Raw genomic sequence first — 17,247 nt, 5'->3', positions numbered from 1 at the left:
CTTGGTCGGTGGTGGAGGTCGGCCTACTTCAGGTCCGCCGCCAACTGGTCGGCGTAGGCGGTGTCCTTCTCCTGCGCCGAGAAGCCGAAGCGGAACGTGCCCGCGTCGTAAGTGCCCGGTGGCAGCGCCCGGCCGCCGGGTTGCCACAGGGGTTGCCAGGCGACAGCCCCGTTCGGTGCGTCGTACCAGTGGTTGTCGGTCGACCACGCCGAGCCCGCCTTGTACGCGGTGACGACGCTCAGTCCAGGTCCGGTCGCCATCGACCACGCGGGCAGCCCCGCCACGTCTCCGTTGCGGTTGAACCCACCCGGATCACCCAGGTTCGGCAGCGCGGAGTCGACGTTCAGCGCGACCTCCCAGACCGGCGCGGTCGTTGCCCCGTTCACGTTCCACCGCAAGTGCGTGTCGAACGTCTTCGGCCCGAACGCGAAGGTCCAGTCCGCGGTGACGGGCTCGTCGTTGAAGGTGATTCCCTTCAACGCCAGCCGGTCCCGCCTCGACTCGACCCGGGCGGCCGGCCCGGCAGTGTCCGTCGCCCCGAAGTTCCCGACCGCCAGGTACGGTGCGGTCGAGCGCGACGACGAGTCCAGCGCGGGCCGATAGTTGCGTTGCCCGGACGGATCCACCTCGAGCTTCGTCAGCGCCGCACGCGGTGCGCTCTGGACCGTAGCCCGGTAGTAGTTCGTCGAGACGACCCGTCCCCTCGTCACCTGCAACGCGTCGAAGTCGAGCGGAGCGATGTAGAGGCCACCCTTGCCCCACCCCGCGCCGGTGACCCACCAGTTGTTGCCGTCCTGCACGACCTCGGCCGCGTGCGCCCCGATCGTGCCGACCAACTGGTCGACGGTGAACTTCAGCGGGTCCTTGCTCTTGTAAACCTTCGTCACCTCGTACCCGCCGTCGCAGCAGACGAACAGATACCAGTCCGACCCCCGCTGCACCACGAACGGCGACTCCGTCGGCCCACCGAACGTCCCGGTCTGCGGATGCTCGAACGCCGTCCGGCGCTCACTCCAGTGCCGCAGGTCCGTGCTCGTCCGGTAGGCGACGATGTGGTTGCCACCTGCCGGCGTCGAGTTGGCCGTGTAATACATCACCCACTGGTCGCCCACCCGGTGCACCATCGGGTCGCGCCCGTCGAACCCATCGGTGAACAACGGGTTCGCCGCCGAGTCACGGGTCCAGTTCACCAGATCCGTCGAGGTCGCCAGGTGCATCCGGTACGCCGTGTGGTCCTCGGTCCCACCCGCGTAGAACATGTAGTAAGTCCCGGCGTCGTACAGCACGTACGGCGCCCAGATGTGGCTCTCCCCCGCCGCCGGATCCGCGACCAACGCCGGAGCCTGCTTCGTCCACGGCCCGTTGGGAGTGGGCGCCGTCGCGTGCCCGAAGCTCTTCTCGTCCAGCGGGTTGGCCGGCTCCGCGTGCGTGATCGCGTAGACGTGCCAGGTCCCGGTCTTGCGGTCCTGCACGAGCGTGTGGTCGTTGTAGTACCACTGCTCGTTCTCACCCACGCTCGGGTCGTACACCTTCGTGAACTTGCCGGCCGCAACCACCCGGTCCACCTGCACGTACGGCGTACTGCGCACCCGCTCGTCACCACCTCCGGCCGACGCCGGCAGGGCTGCCGCGCTCAGAACGGCAGCTCCCGCCAACGCCGCCAGGATCGCCCGGCCGCGCATCAGCCGAGCTCCAGGTCCAGCACGTCCACCCCGGCGAGGAAGTTCGTCGCCGCGGGGTTCTTGCCGGTCAGCGTGACCGACAGCTGGTGTTTGCCCGCGGCAAGCGTCGCGTTGCCGAGGTCGACCTTCTGGGTCCCGACGCCGGTCGCCTGGTAGCCGTCGAACGACACCGGCGTACCACCGTCGACCGCGACGTCGACGATGCCGTAGTCGGCCGCCTTGGTCAGCACCGTCGACATCGTGTACGTGCCCGCGGAAGGCACCGAGAACTCGAGCACCACCTTGTCACCCGCCTTCGTCCCGTGGATCCACAATTGACTCCCGCCGGACCAGCTGACGCCGCAGCAGTTGCCCTGCGGGTCGACCGGCACTGTCGCGGACACGGCCGGCAGCAACGACTCGGCCTCGACCCGGAGCGTTCGGCCCGACGTCGCCTGGGCGGCCGCGGACTTCGCGCTCTCGTGTCCGGCCAGGTCGACCGCCGACACCCGGTACGTCCAGGTCTCCTTCAGGCCGAGGCCTCGGTGCACGAAGCCCGGCACGCTGCTCGTTCCGATCAACTGCTCGGCCGCACCGGCCTTCGCGCCGTACACCTTGTACCGCGCGACACCGCTGTCGTCCGACGCTTCCGACCAGGTCAGCCCGATCGCGTTGTCAGTGCGTCCGGTGGCGACCAGGTTCGTCGCCGGCGCGGGCGCCTTGTGGTCGGCGTACGGGATGACGAGCGACTGTACGGCGTACGCGGCGGCGGTCCAGGCGGGTGCGCCCGCGGTCGGGCGGAGCTCGATGCTGAGCTTGGTCCGGCCGAAGGTCAGCGACGCCGGAACCTGGTAGTTGTCGTCCAGCCAGCGCTGGCGATCGTTGCCCAGCGGCTGCATCCAGGTTCCCGCATCCTTGCCGTTGACAACTACTTGCGCGGACTGCCGGGAGAGCTTCTGGTCACCGGTCCGGCGCAACGTCACGCCCTTGTTGACCGGGTCGATCTTCACGTCGAACTTGACCGCGCCGGTGGTGGAGCGGACCTGGTCAGTCAGCACCGTGTCGTCGTGGTCGCCTTCGTAGACCGACGTGAGGTCCGCGGTCTGCGCCCCCGGGTCGGTGTAGTTGTGCTGCGCCCGGCTGGTCGCTGAGCCGGTGTCGATGCGGTCTGTCTCCCGTGCGCCGAACTGGTTGCCCGCCCCGGCGTACAGGAAGGCCGTCGAGCCGTAGACCGCCGCGTGGTCGTTCTGCTGGCCGTGCTCGATGCCGAAGGTGAGCTGGTTCTGGAAGTCGATCGCGTCGGTGACGTGGAGACGCCAGGCGCTGTCGCACTCGACGGTGCAGGCGCCCAGACGCACCTCGTGCCCGGAGTTGCCGTGCCACGGGGTGGAGTAGGTGCCCTGGTTGAAGTACCAGCCGGACTCGTAGTAGTCCTCCGTGCCGGTGCCGTAGATCGCCGGGGTGCGCTCACCGTCGACGTAGACGCGCTCGTCGCCTTCCAGGTAACCACGGGTGTTGCCGTCCGGCTGCAGGCCCTCCATGGTCTGCGAGACGCCGACGAACTTGCCGCGCCCGGTGGTCTCGGCGATCGTCCAGTCCTTGCCCATCACCGGTTCGCCGCGGTGCGAGATCGCGGTGAAGTAGCCGCTGCGGCCGGTCACCAGGTCGACGGCCGCGCCGGCGTCTCGGGCCGCCGTGACCTCACCCTGGCCGGTCAGCCGGTACGCCGAGTTGTTGACGAGCGTGACGGTTGCCTTGGCCAAGTAAGGCATCGGCCACCAGGCCGAGTACCAGCCGTCGGGGTCCATCGCGAAGTACAGGCTGCGGACCGGGTTCTCGCCCAGGCCCGAGCCGAAGAACTCGCCGATCGGGGCGTCGACCCGCTGCTTGCCGTCGACGGTGACCCGGACGCGGACACCGGCGAGCAGCGCGTCGGACGACTTGACCCGCTCCAGGTCCTCGGGCGTCGCGGCGTACGGCATCGAGTTGCGGCCGCTCCAGTTCTGCTGGGTGATCGCGTACTGGTGCGCCTGCTCCTCGGCGGGGTGGTCCGGACCGAGGTCGAGGGTGTCGGTGCGCTTCGCGGTCCCGCCGACGATCGAGTCCGCCCAGTAGGTGAACTCGTTGAAGTCCAGGTCGGAGGAGACGAACTGGTTGCGGATGCGCAGCTGCGACTTGCCCGCGGTGAGCGCGGCCGGCAGCTCGAGCACCTGGTCGTACCACTGCGCTCCGTCGGCCTTCAGCGGCGCCCATTCGCCGGCTTCGACGCCGTCGACGAACACCTTCGCGCGCTGGTTGCCGATCTTGAGGTCCATCCGGCGGATCAGTTTCACGCCGGTGTTGGCCGGATCGACCTTCACCGTGAACTCGCTGGTCCCGACGTGCGCGCGGCCGTCGTCGGAGACGCTCGGCAGCTCGAGGCCCTCGATCTGCGGGAACTTCAGCCGCAGCGCGCTGAGCTCGCCCGGACCGTTGACCTCGGCAAGTTTCACCTGGGCGCCCGGCGCGAGATCGACCGCCCGGCCCGTCGTCCGGGCGCCCGGCTGGGCCGGCTTCGGGTCCTTGGTGCCGGCCGCCTTCAGCAGCGCGACGACGTCCTCGGCCTTGTCGGCCGGGTCGAAGGTGCCGACCCCGCTCGCGTCCGGGAACTCGCGGTAGCCGACGTGGTAGAAGTACGGGTTGCTCTGCACGGTGACCCGCATCGAGCTGCGGTACGGCATCGGCACCCGGATGTAGACACCGCCGGAGGTCTCGAGCGCGTTGGCGACCAGCGGGAAGACGAACGGCGCGCCGAGCTTGCCGTCGACCACGTCCTGCAGGGAAGCGTCGACGACCTTGCGGCCGTCCAGCTCGATGGTGATCTTGCCGGTCGCGCGCACGTCGCCGCCGTCGCGGGTGAACCAGATCGTGCCGATCTCGCCCGGACCGGCGTCCTCGGCGATCACGCAGCCGGACGCGTCGGTGCGCAGGCAGGAGTAGGTGCCGTCGAAACCGTCGTTGTTGGTGCCGTCGCGGCCGAAGCTGGAGAACTGCTTGGTCCGGACGCCGTTCTGCAGCTCGGGCAGCCGGTCGAGCCGGCGGTAGACGTCCCAGCCGACCGGGCCGTTGCCGCCCTGCGCGGAGGGCGCGGCGTTCGTCGTACCGGTGGCTGAGGCGGTCGCGGCGACGGGGAGAACGAGGACTGCTCCGAGCAGAGCCGCGGCGGTACGGCGCAGCAGGCTGGTCATAGGCGGAGACCTTCCGGAGAGACTGGGAAATCGATTTCTCAGATGTCTACCACCGGCGTCCGGTGCTTGAGAAGGGCTCGATGTGCTGATTTTGAAATGCCGCGCTGATTCTGGAATGAAAGGGACCATCCACCAGTTGGTCACCCGATGGGCCATGGAGTTGCCAGGGGCGACAGACTGGACCCGCACGCCGAACGTCCAGTCCTCACCCGCAGGAGACACCGATGAGTTCTGCTCCAGCCCAGATCGCCGTCACCGGCCTCGCCGTGATGGGCCGCAACCTGGCCCGCAATCTGGCCCGCAACGGCTTCCGCGTCGCCGTCCACAACCGCTCCCAGGGCCGCACCGACGCCCTGGTCGAGGAGTTCGGCCACGAGGGTGAGTTCGTCCCGGCCGCCGACCTGCCGGCGCTGGTGGAGTCTCTCGAGACGCCGCGCAAGATCATCATCATGGTCAAGGCCGGCGAGCCGACCGACGCGGTGATCGACGAGCTGGTGCCGCTGCTGGACGAGGGCGACATCGTGGTGGACGCCGGCAACGCACACTTCGCCGACACCCGCCGCCGCGAGGACGCACTGAAGGCCAAGGGCCTGCACTTCGTCGGCGCCGGCGTCTCCGGCGGCGAGGAGGGCGCGCTGAACGGGCCGAGCATCATGCCCGGCGGTTCGACCTTCGCCTACGCGGCCCTGGAGCCGATGCTGACCAAGATCTCGGCGCACGTGAACGGCGAGGCCTGTTGCGTGCACGTCGGCCCGGACGGCGCCGGTCACTTCGTCAAGATGCTGCACAACGGCATCGAGTACGCCGACATGCAGCTGATCGCGGAGTCCTACGACCTGATGCGCAACGTGCTCGGGCTGTCCGCGAGCGAACTGGCCGACGTGTTCCGCGAGTGGAACAGCGGCGATCTGGAGTCGTTCCTGATCGAGATCACCGCCGAGGTGCTGTCGCAGGTCGACGAGTCGACCGGTGGGCCGTTCGTCGATGTCGTCCTGGACCAGGCCGAGCAGAAGGGCACCGGCCGGTGGACGGTGCAGGTCGCGCTGGACCTGGGCATCCCGGTGAGCGGCATGGCCGAGGCCGTCTTCGCCCGCTCCCTGTCCGGTGACGTCGTACGGCGTGAGGCCGCGGCGGGCGTACTGCCCGGCCCGGCGAACCCGAAGGTCGAGGTGGACCGCGACGCGTTCATCGAGGACGTGCGGCACGCGCTGTACTCGTCGAAGCTGGTCGCCTACGCGCAGGGCTTCGACGCGATCCGCGCGGCCAGCGACCAGTACGGCTGGGACATCGACCTCGGCGCGATGGCGACGATCTGGCGCGGCGGCTGCATCATCCGGGCCCGCTTCCTGGACCGGATCAAGGAGGCCTACGACCGCGACGCGAACCTGCCGTCGCTGCTGGTCGACGACTACTTCAAGGAAGCCGTCGCGAACGGCCAGGAGGCCTGGCGCCGCGTCGTCGGTGTCGCGGCCGCGGCCGGCGTGCCCGCTCCGGGCTTCTCGGCCTCGCTGTCGTACTACGACGGCCTGCGCGCCGAGCGGCTGCCGGCGTCGCTGATCCAGGGTCTGCGCGACCTGTTCGGCGCGCACACCTACCACCGCGTCGACCGCGAGGGCGCCTTCCACCTCGACTGGTCCGGCGACCGCAAGGAACACGACGCCTGAGTTCCGCTGGGGGCGCCTGCCGGCGGCAGGCGCCCTCTTCGTTCGACTTGTTTGACGCGGCAGGGGAATTGGCCTCGGGATCGAACATGTGTTCTACTGTTCTCTCAGCGCCAGCCCGCTCCGGCGGGGACATGTTCACCCAGGGAGATCGCCGCAACGATGACCGTAAACACTTTTGCAGCTGAAGCCCAGACCGACGTCGTCGACACTCCCGCCGAGGCGCTCGACTCTCCGGCCGGCAGCACGCTGACCTCCCCTGACACGACGTCCGACAGCACGTCGTCCGAGGCCGTAGCCCCGGCCGCCGACGCTTCGGACACGACTCCGGCCCCCGGCGAGGCCACCTCCGCCCCGGTCGCCGAGAAGCCGAAGAAGGCTCCTGCCAAGAAGGCGCCGGCGAAGAAGACCAAGACCCTCGAGCTCACGCTGACCGTCACCGGCACCGCCGACGGCGAGTGGAAGGCCGAGCTCAAGCAGGGCAACAGCTACATCGCGAAGAACCTGCTCGTCGCCGCCGCAGCCGTCTCCCGCGCCGCCAAGGAGCTGCACGAAGACCTGTCCGGCCCGATCGACGAGGTCATCGACGCCGCCCGCGAACAGCAGGCCGCCAAGGTCGCCGCCCTGGAAGCCGAACTCGAAGCCGCCCGCCGAGCCCTCGCCGAACTGGACGACTGATCCCCTTGATCCCGCAGCCGGACGCGGACTTCCCCCAACTCCGGCCGTGGAACCCCTGGGTGGGGTCAGAGGCGTCCGCCCCCACCCAGACGCACTGAGGAGCATGCCGGGCCGTTTCCCAGAAACGGCCCGGCATGACGCGTTTCGGGCGACAAGGCCAGGCAGCTGGTGCCGGTGAGCCGACCGTCGACCTCAGCCCCAGCCGGCCAGTCGAACGGCAACCTCAGCCCAAGCCCCCAACCGGCGACGGCTAACGAGCACGCGGTCTGGGGCTCACCCAGCGGTGACGCGTGCTGACTTCTTGCCAACAACCAACCTGTACTCGGTGCACCCAGGGAAGTAGCAAGAAGTTCACAGGTGGCACCTACGTGCACCAGCGCGCCTACCCGCAGCCGGCGCCGCGAGGCCCGACCCACGCGAGCATGCCCACCCACGCCAACCCAAGCGCGATCAGCCGACCGACAACCCCCAGCCCCAGCCGGTCACCCAACCAGCAACCCCAGCCCCAACCCCGCCGTACCAACAACTCTTCCCCCAATCCACCCCAAACCCCTGTGACCTATCCGGCACGCCGTGTCCCACGCACTCGACCTTCCCGCGCCGTACCGTGTTTGCTCTGGGTTCACCTTCCGGGCCCTGACCGCTCCGAACAGAAGAGGTCAGATGAGCACCTTCCAAGACCTGGGATCGCTCCTGCTGGTTCGCGGCGCCGACGAGCTCGACCACGCCGGAGGCACGCTCTACGTCCACCTCCACCGCGTGGCCAAACGCCTCAGCACGCTAGGCGCCTCCGACACCCTCGTCCTCGCCGGCCTGGCCCACGCGGCCTACGGCACCGACGGCTTCCCCACCCACCTCTTCGACCACCGCGAAGAACGCCCGGTCCTGGAAGCAGTCATCGGCCCCGAAGCCGAACTCCTCGTCTACCGCTACGGCTCCTGCGACCGCGAAACCACCTGGCGCGACCTCGCCGAGCACCGCACCGTCACCGACCGCTTCACCGGTACGTCCGAGGAACTCACCACCGCCGAGTTGCGCGACTTCGTCGACCTCACCATCGTCAACGAACTAGACGTCCTCGACCACGCCCCCGACCTGGCCGGCAAACTCCGCCCGTACCTGCAAGAACTGGTCCCCCGCTGGCAGTCCCTGGCGTCCCCCACAGTCCTCGCCGACGCCACCCGAGCCCTGGAACTCTGACCGAGCGCCTGGGCTCCACCCCCTGGCCGGGTCCGAGCCCTCGACCCGGCACGGCACCAGAGCTGGGGCCGCCCCTCGAACTCCAACCCAGCACCGGGCCTGGGCGAACACTCGTAGTCTGAGCCCGCGGCTGGCTGAGCCCGAGCGCTCGAACTGCCTTAGTACCCGCCCCGGCGCCGGGCCCTCGACCTCCGGCTCGCACCATGCCGAGGCCGGTCCCGGACCTCGACACCGCACCTGGCCGGGGGCGAGCCTTCGAACTTCGACCCGGCACCGGGCCGGGGCCCGTCCCTGGACCTCGACCTCACACCTGGCCGGGGCTCGAGCCCTCGACTTCGGCCCGGCGCCCGTCCCTGGACCTCGACCCCCACACACACCGGGCCCGGGCCGGTCTCTGGACTTCGACCTCGCACCGGGCCGTGGCCGAGCCCTCGAACTCCGACCCGAACCGGGCCGAGGCCGGTTCCCTGCACTTCGCCCCCCACACCGGGCCGGGCTCGAGCCCTCGACTTCGAGCCCGCACCGGACGGCGGGCGAGCCCTCGACGCCCGGGCCGGTCGGCAACCAGGTGGTCGAGGTGTTCGCCTGCAGGTCGGAATCTGACCAGCACCCGCGCCCGGACACTGCGGAGCATGGGATCCGCGCGCCCCGCCCCAAATGGCGGCGGGCGGGCCCCGGGGTCCACTCCCCCTCCGACCCGGCCGTCGGGCTGGTCGAACACCCGCCACCCGCTCAGCCCTCTCCCTCCTCCCGCCCGCAGCATTTGTACGGTTAACCCCCGCGGTGCTGGGTTCTACCGCCGCATACCGCCATCGAACCCATCCTGGCGACGGTGAACCTCAGAAATGCGAGTCGGAGCTGGTGCCGCACGACCCGTACGGCATCACCCGGTTCGCCGCGATCCGGCGCGTCGGTCGTCGGCATGACCGGTGCCCGAAGCCTCGATCGCCCGCGGAACAGATGCGGCCCTTCGCGGCGGTCGCGGCGGCGGACGTCACGCTCGACGAGTTGTCCGGCGAACTCGCCGTTCCGGGCAGCCTGGCGTGTGCTGATCGCGTTGCTGGCCAACGACCTGCCGCTGGCTTGGGCTACCTGTACGGCATCGCGGTGCTCGTGTTCATGTGCCGGATCTCGGGTGTGGATGCTGGTCGCACCTACGCGGCGTCGGTGCCGGTCGTGCGCCGGGGTCCGCAGGTCCCGACGGCGCTCGGAGGGGCAGGGCGGCGTGGGACCGGCGGCCCCGGGCAACGGTCTGACCGTTGACGTGAGCAACCCGGCGTACCGGCTGGCCCGTGGGTCAGGACGTGGAGTTGGCGAGCCCAGCGATTGGCTTCGGGGGCGATCGCTTGGGCCGGCGTGACGCTGCCTGCCCAGACTCGGTGGTTCGCCGCGGGCACGGTGGTCAGCGCAGACTTGATGGTTCGCCGCGGGCACGGTGGTCAGCGCAGACTTGATGGTTCGCCGCGGGCACGCTGATTCAGCGCAAGCTTGATGGTTCACCGCGGGGCTCGGAGGCACACACGGGCTCGCTGGTTCGCTGTTCGATCGGCGGACCGTAGCGGATCAGCGGACCGTTCGCGATCCTCGTCGAGATGATGCCGCGTTCCTGCGCTTCCGCCGTACGGCGTCTGCCCGGGCTCAGCGGCCTCGCCTGCTTTCGGACTCACCGCAGTGTCGGTGCCGACGGCTAGCTTCGGTGGATGAGCGCTCCTTGGACCACGACGTTGGCCGCCGTCGCCGAGCAGTTGAACGGCCAGCGCATCGAGTGGATGCTTCTCGGCAGCGCGGCGACAGCACTCCGCGGTGCAGCGATCGTTCCAGGCGACATCGACATCGCCCTCCGCGAAGCCGGTGATGTCGCCCGTGCCGCGACCGTTCTGCCGACGCCAGTCGTACCGTCACACGTTGAGTCCGACGAACCACCTGACTGGATCAGTACGGCGGCCGAGCCGACGCTCCACTTCGGTCATGGGGACGAGCGGTGGACCTTCGGCCGGTGGTTCATCGACGGCGTGAAGGTTGAACTGGCCTACATCGACGCGCCCGCCGTCGCCGCCTTGATGCTCGAGGCCCGGTCGCCGCTGGTTTGGCAGGAGCGGGAGATGCTCAAGTGCCAGGGCCACGCCATCCCCACCGTGCCGATCGAGGTGCAGCTCGCCACCATGGTCGCCAGGCAGCAGGACTCCCGGATCGAGGCGACCATCGCCGCGGTCGACACGACTCGACTCAATCTGCCGCTCCTGCGCCGCGCGCTCTCGGACGAGCAGTCGGAAGTGCCCGACATGACGGTTCCGGAGTCGCTGCAGCGCCTACTCGCGAACCCTGCGACTGCGGCCGAGTGAGCTCTGCCCGGCAGTGGAAGAGGATGGGGGCGAAAGACGCCGAGTTCGGTGTTTGCAGTATCCCGGCGTCTGCGACTGATCTCCGCGGGTTGCCGCACCCCGGCTAGCCGCCGCTGGATGGGCGTGGGCTAGCGCGGCGAACTTGGCGCGCTCGCCGGGGTGGCCGGGTGCCGCGGGCTCGGCAGGGTGTTGGGCAGGTCGACGCGGCGGTTCCTGGAAAGGTCGTCGCGGCGGTTCCTGGAAAACGGTGGTTGGGCGACGGATGATCGAGGCATGGCTCAGTACGAAGTGATCGCTCGCACCCGGCTTGACCGGCGCCTGACCACGTCCGCCTACCTTGACCTGGCCCTCGACTCCTCGAAGCTCGACAAGGCGATGCGCTTCGCTCGGGTGGAGGACCTGCCGGACGGCCAGGTGGCTGTCGTACTGCGGCACAAGTCCAGTCCGCGCAAGCACGATCAGGCTGCGGCGACGGCTCAGCGCACGCTCGCGCAACTTGGCATCCCTGCGGCTCAGGTGCAGCAGCTTGATCTGATTCGCCTGACCAAGCACGGCCGGGCGCTTGTCCGTTCGTGGAAGCAGCCGCCGGGTGATCCGTCCGGTGACCGTGAGCCGCGTACGCCGTACCCGGCTCCACCGAGCCTTCGCGCGAGTAAGGACCTGCCGCGCGGCTGACCGAGCGACTACCCTCCGCGCAGGTGACCGAGTAGCGACGTAACTCGTCGAAGGCCTGCTTGGATACCTGGCGCACCGGGTCTCCACCGCCGTTCCGCGCAAGCTGACCGATCAACGACCTCCACACAGCCGACGCAGCTGGCTGACGCCGGCGGCGCTGCGGTGCTACTTTGTTGGTGGTTTGGTGCCGCCCGCCGCTCGCGCCCCTCGGGGTTTGGTGAAGCGCACTGTCGAGAGAGCTGCCGTCTCGGTTTCTGGCGCGGTCTGGAATCCGTCAATGCGAGCACCGGACTGGTTGGGCCGCGTGGAAGGCCGAGTAATGGCTGTCGACAGTGTTGAGCACGCCAAGAACCTGGCGCGGAAGCTGCGTGGTGACCTCGCCGCGGCCGGCGTCGAAATCCCGCACAGCCTCGCGCTGGAGCTCGTCGCGCATCAGCAGGGCGCCAAGGACTGGAACGTCCTGGCGGCCGCGGGACGTCCGTCCGATGCCGGCCCAGCGGTGCCTGTACTGCGCGTGATGTCCGTGGACGTCGCATTGCCGTTCTACGTCGACTATCTGGGCTTCCGCCTGGACTGGGAGCACCAGTTCGAGCCGGGGCTGCCGAAGTACGTACAGGTGTCGTGGGCAGCGGCCAGGCTGCACCTGTCCGAGCACTACGGCGACGGCAGCCCGCACGGCGTGGTGTGGATTCCCGTTGCCGACGTCAACCAGTTGCACCAGCGGCTGCACGCCCAGCCGAACGTGCCACTGCGGCCGGGCATCGAGGCCGACGCGCCGGGTGGACCGACGCTGGAGGTCATCGACCCGTACGGCAACGTCCTGCGGTTCGCCCAGCCCAGTCCGAGCTGACCCACCCACGGCGGCCGGGACTACCCCGGCCGCCGTCAGCAGGTACGTCGCAGCGAGGCGCCCCACGGCAAACCGACGTGTATGTCCGAAAACGGCCAGACCGCGGCGTCGTACCGGTCCATGCTTTTCGGGTCCGTGAGGAACTGCTCGTCAGCCAAGGAGCCGTATGTCCAGCGAGAAAGCACGAGCGCTGCGGGCGCTCGATCCGTTGATCCTGCCGAACGCCTGGGACGCCGGGAGCGCGGTCCTGATCGCCGCGGCGGGCGCGCGGGCGATCGCGACCACCAGCGGTGGCGTCGCCTGGTCGCTCGGCAAGCCCGACGGCGAGGTCGTCACCCGCGACGAGATGATCGAGCAGGTACGCCGGATCGCCGCCGCCGTGGACGTACCGGTGACGGCGGACATCGAGGGCGGCTACGGGCCGACGCCGGACGACGTCGGCCGGACCGTGAAGGGGATCGTCGAGGCGGGGGCCGTCGGGGTGAATCTCGAGGACTCCACCGCTCCCGGCGGTCCGCTGTTCACGGTCGCCGAGCAGGTCGAGCGGATCGCCGCGGCCCGGTCGGCGGCGGCCGCTGCTGGGCTGCCGGAGTTGGTGGTCAACGTGCGCACCGACGTGTTCCTGTTCGGCATCGGTGCTCCCGAGGGCCGGCTGGAGGACGTGCTGACCCGGGCGGCGGTGTACGCGGCGGCGGGTCGCGGCGACGACGACACAACCGACGAGACCCCCATCGGCGCGGACAGCCTGTTCGTCCCTGGCCTCGCCGATCTCGATGTCGTCCGCGAACTCGTCCGGCGCTCACCCCTGCCGATCAACGTGATGGCCGGCCCGGGAGCGCCGCCGGTCAGCGAGTTCCTGGCCAGCGGCGTACGGCGAGTCAGCGTCGGTACGGCGATCGCCCAGGCGGCGTACTCGGTCGCCCTCCGGTCAGCTCAGGAACTGCTTGACCAAGGCACCTACTCCGGCCTCGACGACGCCGTCGACTTCGGCACGCTGAACCAGCACTTCGGTTAGGGGGTGAATACCTCGAAGGGCGTCGCGAACGTCGTGCCCAGCCGCGTACCCGCCGCGCGTGACACCCCTTCGAGGAACTCCGCCGGGTCGAAATGCGGCCAGTTCAGCCCGTCGATGTAGGCCTTGTGGGCGCGCAGCGAGTCGACGCCGATCTCGAACGTCTCCGTCGTGTCCACTCCGTGCTTGCTCAGCGGCGACCCGGCCGCCCACACCTGCCGGACGCCGGCCCAGCGCTCACCCACGTCCGGGAAGATCCACCGATTGGCAGCATCCCGTACGGCGTCGAGCGTGGCCCGGCCGGTCGCCATGTGGTCCTGCTGGTTGAGCAGGACGTCGCCGTCCCAGGTCTCGCGGAAGTTGTTCGTGATGACGATCTCCGGCTGGTGCCGGCGGACCGTCTCGGCGATCAGCCGGCGCAGCGCCACGCCGTACTCGATCGTGCCGTCCGGTTGCCCGAGGAACTCGACCGCGCTGACGCCGACGATGCGCGCCGACTCGATCTGCTCGGCCTCCCGCAGCGGACCGCACTCGGCCGGCGCGATCCCGTCGATGCCCGCCTCGCCGGAGGTGAGCAGGACGTAGACGATCTCCTTGCCCTGCGCGGTCCAGCGCGCGATCGCCGCGGCCGTGCCGAACTCCAGGTCGTCGGGGTGCGCCACCACGGCGAGCGCCTTCTGCCAGTCCTCGACCACCGGTTCCAGTGCTGTCATGCCCGAAGGCTAGTCGCCGAACACCTGTCGCGTGTAGGGGTTCGCGAACGCCCGCCCGGGATCGAGCCGGTCGCGCACCGCGAGGAAGTCGCCGAAGTGCGGGTACAACTCGGCGAAGCGCTCAGCGTCGAGCGTGTGCAGCTTGCCCCAGTGCGGCCTGCCGCCGTACGCGGCGACGATCTGCTCGAAGGCCGCGAAGTACCGCCCGTGGTCGAGCCGGTGGTACTGGTGGATCGCGAGGTACGCCGTCGCCCGGCCCTGCGCCGTCGACAGCCAGATGTCGTCGGCCGCCGCGACCCGCACCTCGATCGGGAACGGGAACCGCTCCCCCGACCGGTCGATCCAGGCCCGCAGTTGCCCGAGCACCTCGACCAGGTGCTCCCGCGGTACGGCGTACTCGGACTCGCGGAACACGACGTTGCGCTCCGAGCAGAACACCTTGTACGACGCGTCGACGTACTCGCGCGCCGACAGCGCCCGGGTCGCGATCCGGTTGATCCGCGGCACCAGCGCCGGCCTGCGGACCGCGAGCCGGTTGGTCAGCTCGAACGCCTTGTTCGACAGCAGTTCGTCGTCCACCCAGCCGCGGATCCGCCCGACCGGCGAAGGGCCGACGCCGGCCGCGACCCGGTTGTTGCGCTTGGTCAGCGCGACGTCGGTGTGCGGGAACCAGTAGAACTCGAAATGATCGTTGCCGTCGGCAAGCTCATCGAACCCGGCCAGCACCTCGCCGAGCGGCAGCGGCATCTCCTGCGCGCGGAGCAGGAACGCCGGGACGCACTGCAGGGTCAGCGAGGTGATCACGCCGAGCGCGCCGACCGAGATCCGCGCGGCCGCGAACACGTCCGGGTTCTCGTCGGCCGAGCACTGCAGCACCGACCCGTCGGCGGTCACCAGCTCGAGGCCGACCACCTGGGTCGCCAGTCCGCCAAGCTTCGCGCCGGTCCCGTGCGTGCCGGTGGAGATCGCGCCGGAGATCGTCTGCTTGTCGATGTCGCCGAGGTTGGCCATCGCCAGGTCGAACGACGCCAGCCCGGCGTTCAGCTTGGCCAGATCGGTGCCCGCGCCGACCGTGACCAGGCCCGACGTCCGGTCGGCGGCCTGGATCGCGGACAGCCCGTCGAGCCGGACCATCACCTGCTCGGGGACCGAGCAGCCGGTGAAGGAGTGGCCGGACCCGACCGCCTTGAGCTTCCTGCCCTGTTCGGCCGCAGCCTTGACCGCCGCCGCGACCTCGTCGGTCGAGCGCGGCCGCAGCACCTGTACGCCGGTCGCCGACTCCGTGCCCGCCCAGTTCCGCCAGGTGCTCATCAGCAGACCGCCCTGCTCATCCGAAGTTCTTCCCTTCGCCGCGGTAGCTGACCAGCTCGGTCAGCTCGTTGCCGTCGATCGCGTACAGCCGGTCGAACCGCTCCAGCATCTCGCCCGCCTTCGCGTAGCGCATCCACACCCGGTCGCCGATCTTCAGGCCGCGCGCGTGCTCGCCCTGCACTGGAGTCTGCACCTCGCCGGCGCCTTCGGTGCCGAGCAGTCGCAGCCCGATCGGCCAGGCCGGCGCGGGCAGCCGGGACTTCTTCGCCGGGCCGGACGCGACGTACCCGCCGCCGAACAACGTCGCGATCCGCGGCGTGGGCCGCCGGACGACGCCGAGCGCGTAGGCGACCGCGGGCTCGGGCTGGAACACGTCGTACTTGTCGAACAGCGTCGGGCCGTAGAGACCGGAACCGGCGGTGACCTCGGTGACCGAGGGATCCGCGCTGCTGATCTCGATGCTTCCGGTGCCGCCACTGTTGACCAGCTGGAGCGGCGCGACCTGCTTGACCGCGTCGACGACCGCGCCCCGCCGGTCGGACAGCTCGGCCGCCGACCGCCGCTTCACCCAGCGGACGGCGGGCGACGTGTCGGGCAGGCCGGCGATCTGCGCCTCGTAGAACATCACCCCGACGAGCTCGAACGCGTCGTCGGCCGCGACCTGCCGGGCCAGCGCGAGCACCTGCTCCGGCGTTCGCAACGGAGACCGCCGTACGCCGAGATGCTGGCCGAAGATCCGCAGGGAGGCGTCGACGTCCAAGCAGATCCGGAGCCGTTCGCCGCCGCCGGTGGCCTGCTTGATGTAGGCGAGGTGCTCGACGTCGTCGACCATCAGCGTGATCCGGGCGGCCGCCTCGGCGTCGCCGGCCAGCTCCCGCAGCGCCGCGCGGTGCACGGTCGGGTAGCCCATCAGGATGTCGTCGATTCCGTTGCGCGCCAGCCAGAGCGCTTCGGGCAACGCGTAGCTCATCACGCCGTGGAAGCCCGGCCGCTGCAGAGCCTCGGCGATCAGCGCGCGACTGCGGACCGACTTCGACGCGACCCGGATCGGCACGCCCGCGGCGCGCCGGACCAGGTCGTCCGCGTTCCGGCGGAAGGCGGCCAGATCCACCACCGCGAACGGCGGATCCAGCTCGGCGGTCAGCCGCCCGTACCGCTCGAAGTCACCCATGCCGGGAGTTTAGGCGGATCAAAAACTGAAAGGTAGTACATCTTTCATGCCGAATCGATCACAGTCCGGAGCACGGGGACAACCTTGTGCGCCCACTCGGCGCCGGCGTTGGGGTCCTGGGCGGCGACGAGCGCGACGGTTGTGCCTTGGCGGACCGACGTCTCGGCGTAGGCCTCGGCACCGGCGTACCGGCGTACTTGAGCTGCGGCGTCCTGCTCCGACCACAGCGGCTGGACGGCGAGCTGGGCGTCCGCGGACTGACCGCAGGCAGCCATGCGGGCCTGGTAGCCGGTGAAGTACTGCTCAGCCTGCGCTGGGTTGGCGAAGCGGAGCAGGAGCGACGTGGCGGGCAGGTCGGCGCCGGTCCGGTACGTCGCCTGCAGTGCGTGCAGCGGGACGGGCAAAGAGCCCGTCGGCAGGCGGCCCGCGCAACCAACCGGCAGCGCCTCGTACGCCGCCTGATGCGCATTGCGCTGCCTGGTCCACGTCTTGTTACCCAGCCAGCCCGCTTCGGCGCCGCCCTCCTCGACGAAGGTCTTCCAGCCGGCTCCGAGCTTGTCGGCCGGAGGCAGGTTCTTGCTGGAGACCGGACCGGCGGCGGGGGGCGGTGGTGCGGTCGCCTGCTCGGGCAGAACCGGCGGCTTGGCCGCGTCGGTGGGCTTGGCCGTGCTCAGCGTGACGGTCGGGACGGGGACGGTGCCACCGACTGTGCTGGGGATCGCCACTTCCGGGGTCGTCGGAACCGC

Annotated in this window: 13 protein-coding genes; 7 read left to right on the top strand and 6 right to left on the bottom strand. The window is 70.0% G+C overall.

The window, feature by feature from the left end:
- Positions 1–23 precede the first annotated feature (23 nt).
- Together ACQPXM_RS10510 and ACQPXM_RS10505 are read right to left on the bottom strand one after the other, a co-directional pair.
- The gene (locus ACQPXM_RS10510; protein ID WP_432947282.1) at positions 24–1,682 is read right to left on the bottom strand and encodes a family 43 glycosylhydrolase; all 1,659 of its coding nucleotides are present in this window, start codon (positions 1,680–1,682) and stop codon (positions 24–26) included.
- On the bottom strand, positions 1,682–4,888 hold the full coding sequence (locus ACQPXM_RS10505; RefSeq protein WP_432947280.1) for a DUF2961 domain-containing protein: 3,207 nt from the start codon (positions 4,886–4,888) through the stop codon (positions 1,682–1,684). The genes ACQPXM_RS10510 and ACQPXM_RS10505 overlap by 1 nt, the downstream gene beginning before the upstream one ends.
- 224 nt (positions 4,889–5,112) lie before the next feature.
- On the opposite strand from ACQPXM_RS10505, the gene gndA reads away from it, so the two are divergent.
- The 7 genes from gndA (at position 5,113) to ACQPXM_RS10470 (ending at position 13,309) form a co-directional block, all read left to right on the top strand.
- Positions 5,113–6,552: an NADP-dependent phosphogluconate dehydrogenase gene (gndA, locus tag ACQPXM_RS10500; RefSeq protein ID WP_432947278.1), complete on the top strand. Its 1,440-nt coding sequence runs from the start codon at positions 5,113–5,115 to the stop codon at positions 6,550–6,552.
- Positions 6,553–6,711: 159 nt separating this feature from the next.
- Positions 6,712–7,227, top strand: a complete 516-nt coding sequence (locus tag ACQPXM_RS10495; RefSeq protein WP_432947276.1) for a DUF6319 family protein — start codon at positions 6,712–6,714, stop codon at positions 7,225–7,227.
- 663 nt (positions 7,228–7,890) lie between these two features.
- Entirely contained in the window at positions 7,891–8,427 is a 537-nt protein-coding gene (locus ACQPXM_RS10490) for a DUF6817 domain-containing protein (RefSeq protein ID WP_432947274.1), read from the top strand.
- A 1,700-nt stretch (positions 8,428–10,127) separates the two neighbouring features.
- Complete coding sequence (locus tag ACQPXM_RS10485) at positions 10,128–10,769, top strand: hypothetical protein (protein WP_432947272.1); 642 nt, start codon at positions 10,128–10,130, stop codon at positions 10,767–10,769.
- 273 nt (positions 10,770–11,042) lie between these two features.
- Positions 11,043–11,444, top strand: a complete 402-nt coding sequence (locus ACQPXM_RS10480; RefSeq protein WP_432947270.1) for a hypothetical protein — start codon at positions 11,043–11,045, stop codon at positions 11,442–11,444.
- Positions 11,445–11,763: 319 nt separating this feature from the next.
- Positions 11,764–12,294, top strand: coding sequence for a glyoxalase superfamily protein (locus tag ACQPXM_RS10475; protein WP_432947268.1), 531 nt, complete (start codon positions 11,764–11,766; stop codon positions 12,292–12,294).
- A 166-nt stretch (positions 12,295–12,460) separates the two neighbouring features.
- Entirely contained in the window at positions 12,461–13,309 is an 849-nt protein-coding gene (locus ACQPXM_RS10470) for an isocitrate lyase/PEP mutase family protein (RefSeq protein ID WP_432947266.1), read from the top strand.
- Here the strand turns inward: ACQPXM_RS10470 and ACQPXM_RS10465 are convergent.
- The 4 genes from ACQPXM_RS10465 to ACQPXM_RS10450 are packed head-to-tail and all read right to left on the bottom strand — an operon-like array spanning position 13,306 to position 17,226.
- Positions 13,306–14,019, bottom strand: a complete 714-nt coding sequence (locus tag ACQPXM_RS10465) for a PIG-L deacetylase family protein (protein WP_432947264.1) — start codon at positions 14,017–14,019, stop codon at positions 13,306–13,308. The two genes, ACQPXM_RS10470 and ACQPXM_RS10465, sit on opposite strands and share 4 nt — an antisense overlap.
- Before the next feature lie 9 nt (positions 14,020–14,028).
- The gene (locus tag ACQPXM_RS10460) at positions 14,029–15,330 is read right to left on the bottom strand and encodes a D-arabinono-1,4-lactone oxidase (protein ID WP_432947262.1); all 1,302 of its coding nucleotides are present in this window, start codon (positions 15,328–15,330) and stop codon (positions 14,029–14,031) included.
- A gap of 16 nt (positions 15,331–15,346) precedes the next feature.
- Entirely contained in the window at positions 15,347–16,501 is a 1,155-nt protein-coding gene (locus ACQPXM_RS10455) for an amino acid deaminase/aldolase (protein ID WP_432947260.1), read from the bottom strand.
- Between the two features lie 44 nt (positions 16,502–16,545).
- Complete coding sequence (locus ACQPXM_RS10450) at positions 16,546–17,226, bottom strand: hypothetical protein (RefSeq protein ID WP_432947258.1); 681 nt, start codon at positions 17,224–17,226, stop codon at positions 16,546–16,548.
- Positions 17,227–17,247 lie beyond the last annotated feature (21 nt).

The sequence above is a fragment of the Kribbella sp. CA-253562 genome (assembly GCF_050942265.1).
Taxonomy (GTDB): Bacteria; Actinomycetota; Actinomycetes; order Propionibacteriales; family Kribbellaceae; genus Kribbella.
Note: the sequence above shows the minus strand (reverse complement) of the source record. Positions and strands in the feature narration are given on the sequence as shown.